The organism is Mesorhizobium sp. M7A.F.Ca.AU.002.02.1.1, from assembly GCF_003998535.1.
Lineage (GTDB): Bacteria > Pseudomonadota > Alphaproteobacteria > Rhizobiales > Rhizobiaceae > Mesorhizobium > Mesorhizobium ciceri.
Genome location: NZ_RZPB01000675.1, coordinates 1 through 3,302, shown reverse-complemented (window position 1 = coordinate 3,302; position 3,302 = coordinate 1). Strand labels below are relative to the sequence as shown.

4 protein-coding genes are annotated in these 3,302 nt (G+C 66.1%); 2 read left to right on the top strand and 2 right to left on the bottom strand.

Annotated features, from left to right (window positions below):
* A partial coding sequence (locus EN879_RS29205) for a DUF922 domain-containing protein (RefSeq protein WP_127274420.1) occupies positions 1–287 on the bottom strand: 287 nt, incomplete at its 3' end.
* Between the two features lie 114 nt (positions 288–401).
* Here EN879_RS29205 and EN879_RS29200 point away from each other — a divergent pair.
* Positions 402–896, top strand: coding sequence for a hypothetical protein (locus EN879_RS29200; RefSeq protein WP_224621167.1), 495 nt, complete (start codon positions 402–404; stop codon positions 894–896).
* A gap of 71 nt (positions 897–967) precedes the next feature.
* Here the strand turns inward: EN879_RS29200 and EN879_RS29195 are convergent, their stop codons facing one another.
* A complete protein-coding gene (locus EN879_RS29195; RefSeq protein WP_082826687.1) occupies positions 968–2,404 on the bottom strand; it encodes a PLP-dependent aminotransferase family protein in 1,437 nt (478 codons plus the stop codon).
* 35 nt (positions 2,405–2,439) lie between these two features.
* Between EN879_RS29195 and EN879_RS29190 the strand changes: the two genes are divergently transcribed.
* On the top strand, positions 2,440–3,192 hold the full coding sequence (locus EN879_RS29190; protein ID WP_063168570.1) for a pyridoxamine 5'-phosphate oxidase family protein: 753 nt from the start codon (positions 2,440–2,442) through the stop codon (positions 3,190–3,192).
* Positions 3,193–3,302: the final 110 nt, after the last annotated feature.

Here is a 3,302-nt window from a genome sequence, read left to right as displayed (position 1 = left end):
GTGTAGGTGACGATCAGCTTCGGCCGCCCGGCCGTCAGCACGCAGTCCTTGCCGCTGGGCTTGTAATCCCTTAGCCCCCAGGTCAGCTTGAAATTGGTGTAGGCGATGGCGCGGGCAATGCCGAGCTTTGGCCCTTTCTCGCCGATCGAGCGGTAGAGTTCGGCGCCGGACTGGCCCGAGATCGCGTAGGGCTCGATCTTCTCGACCGGCTTCCACTCGGCATGAGCGGTGAGCGGCAAGGCCAGCAGGGCGGCAAAGGACAGACACAGGCGAATGCAGGCTCTCAATCCAACTCTCCGCGAAACAGGACCGGCTGCCGCAAGGGGCAATGCCATCGGATCGCTTTTTCCTATATGCTTGCGACGGGCGCTGCAAATGCCCTGAAGGCAGTTGGGGGAGCCATGAGAGTTGCACATCTCGTCGTCGCCGGTGCGGTAGCGGTCCTGCAGGCCGCGCAACCGGCGTTTGCCGCGTCGTGCGGCGGCTGGAGCGCCAGGATGGAGGAAGACGAGGGCGGCAGCGTGCTGACGGCCTCGGTCTGCGGCGGGCCGAAAGGCGATGCGTATCTGATGCTGACCTGTTTCGACACGCCGGTGCTGAGCTACGATCTCGGCGCCAACGGCCGGCAATTGGAGCCTGGCATCAGCGGTTCGTTCGCGTTCAAGGCCGACGGCAAGACGGTAACTAAGGCGCTGCAGCTGGAGGCCATGTACAACTACTTCGTGGTCAACCTGGCGAAAGCCGATCCGCTGCTCGACCTGTTGCGCGGCAAGGGCGATGTGTCGGTCAGTTCAGCCAAATATGGCGAGATCAGCTTTCCGCTGAAGGGTTCAAGCGCGGCCATCGGCAAGGTGCTGGCGCAGTGCGGCAAGGCCCAGCCCGCCGATGGGGATTGAGGACTTCGTCATCCGAAGGCCTCCGAGACGGAGCTGCGCTCCTGCTTCGCCCTAGGATTGTTTGAGCAGGATCAGGTAGTTTGGCGGCCGGGACTGCGGCCCATCACCCCACCCAGTCGTACCGTCGCGGCCATCAGTTCCTCGTCCGAAAACCCGGAAAAACCCAGCACCAGGCCTTGCCGGGACGCCCCGCCGATGAACATCGAGGACAAGGCCCTGGCGCCGACACCTGCCGCCTTCGCCGCCTCGACGATCGCCGTGTCCGGCCCGGCGTGCTTCAGCGTCGCCATCAAGTGCAGCCCCTGTTCGGGCACGGTTACCTCGAGGGCATCGCCGCAATGCGTCTCGAGGCCGGCGACCAGCACGTCGCGCGCGGCTTGCACCCGGCGGCGCACGCGCCTGAGATGCGCGGCGAAATGGCCCTCGTTCAACAGGTCGGTCAGCGCGCCTTCGGCCAGCGTCGAGGGGAAGCGGTCGGAGCGCGCCCTGACCGCCATCACGGCATCGAGCAGCGCTTCGGGCACCACGACATAGCCGATGCGCAGGCCGGGGAAGAGGATTTTCGAGAAGGTGCCGAGATAGGCGACACGGCCCGAGCCGTCCATGCCCTGCAGCGAGGTCAGCGGCGGGCCGGCATAGCGGAACTCGCTGTCGTAATCGTCCTCGATGATCCAGGCATCGTTGCGCCGCGCCCAGTCGAGCAAAGCGAGACGGCGGCGCATCGTCATCGTCACGCCGAGCGGATATTGATGCGAGGGCGTGACATAGGCCGCGCGCGCCTTGGAGCACAGGCTTTCGCCGATCTCGGGATCGAGCCCTTCCGCGTCGACGGGTACGCCAAAAACCGTGGCCCCGCTGCCGGCCAGCACGGCGTGCGCCATGGGATAGCAGGGGTTTTCGATCCAGACGGCATCGCCGGGACGAAGTGCTGCACGCACCAGGAGATCGAGCCCCTGCTGCGTGCCCGACGTCAGCACGATCTGGCCGGCGTCGCAGCGCACGCCGCGTGCGGTCCTGAGATAGGTGGCAATTGCCGTGCGCAGCGGCAGGCCGCCGCGCGGGTCGCCATAGCGGAAATGCTCCGGTCCGGGGCGGGTGAGGTGGCGCGACAGAAGGATGCGAAACATATCAAGCGTGCGCGGATCGGAGACCGCAACGCCAAGGCCGCAAGGTAGCGACGCCGCGACGTCGATCTCCGCTGGACGCGGCTTGATCAGCGTCAGCGGCAGATGCGGCACATCAGGCGCGACGAAGGTGCCGGCGCCGACCTTGGCGACCGCAAACCCCTCCGAGATCAGCATTTCGAAACAGGCAACCGCCGCCGAACGCGACAGGCCGAAGCGCTGTGCGAGATCCCGGGTGGTCGGGAGTTTCGCCCCGGTGGCCAGCGCGCCGGTCTCGATCAGCCGCCTGAGCGCCGCATAAAGCTCGCGGCTGCGCGGGCCGTCGCCCGGCAGGACCGGGATCAGCGCCGACCAATCCGGAAAATTGGTCCGGTTTTTCTTCATGGGATTGGTTCTTTTATCGACCAATGTCATGGCGCATGGTTGGCAGACGACAACCAAGGATGCAAGCCGTGAACGACACGCCAGCCAGTTTTCCGACCACCAGCCGCAACCGCGTCAAGCGCCTGCACGAGCGCGGCAGCTACGACCATGCGGCAGTCTTCGCGGTGCTGGATGCCGGGCTGCTGTGCCATGTCGCCTATACGTTCGATGGCCAGCCCTATTGCACGCCGACCATCCACTGGCGCGAGGACGACATGCTGTACTGGCACGGCTCGTCGGCCAGCCGCATGCTGCGCAATCTGCGCGGCGGCACGCCGGCCTGTCTCACGGTGTCGCATCTCGACGGGCTGGTGCTGGCGCGCTCGGGCTTCAACCATTCGGCCAACTACCGCTCGGCGATGTGTTTCGGCACGGCGCGAATCGTCGACGAGCCGCAGGAGAAACTGAAGGCGCTGGCCGGCGTCGTCGACCGTTTCTATCCCGGCCGGAGCGAGACCCTGAGGCCGATCTCGGCGCAGGAGGCCAAGGCGACGACGGTGATCGGCATGCGTATTGAAGAGGCATCGGCGAAGGTACGCGCCAAGGGCGTCGGCGACGACGAGGAGGATTACGGGCATCCGGTTTGGGCCGGCGTCATCCCGGTGCGGATGGTGGTCGGCGCCGCCGAGCCGTGTCCGAGGCTGATGCCTGACATGGAGCGGCCGCGGAACCTGGCTGGATATGCCGAGGGCGCGCGGCTCGATGAGGCGCTGACGCAGGCGCAGCGGGTTTATGAGGGCGAAGTTTAGCCCGCGCCTAGTGGGAACGTATTCAAATCTTGCCGCTGCCGCCGCCTCGCGATATCTCGACACCATGATCACCTTCCGCCGTGCGCAGGCCTCCGACCTGCCTGATATCG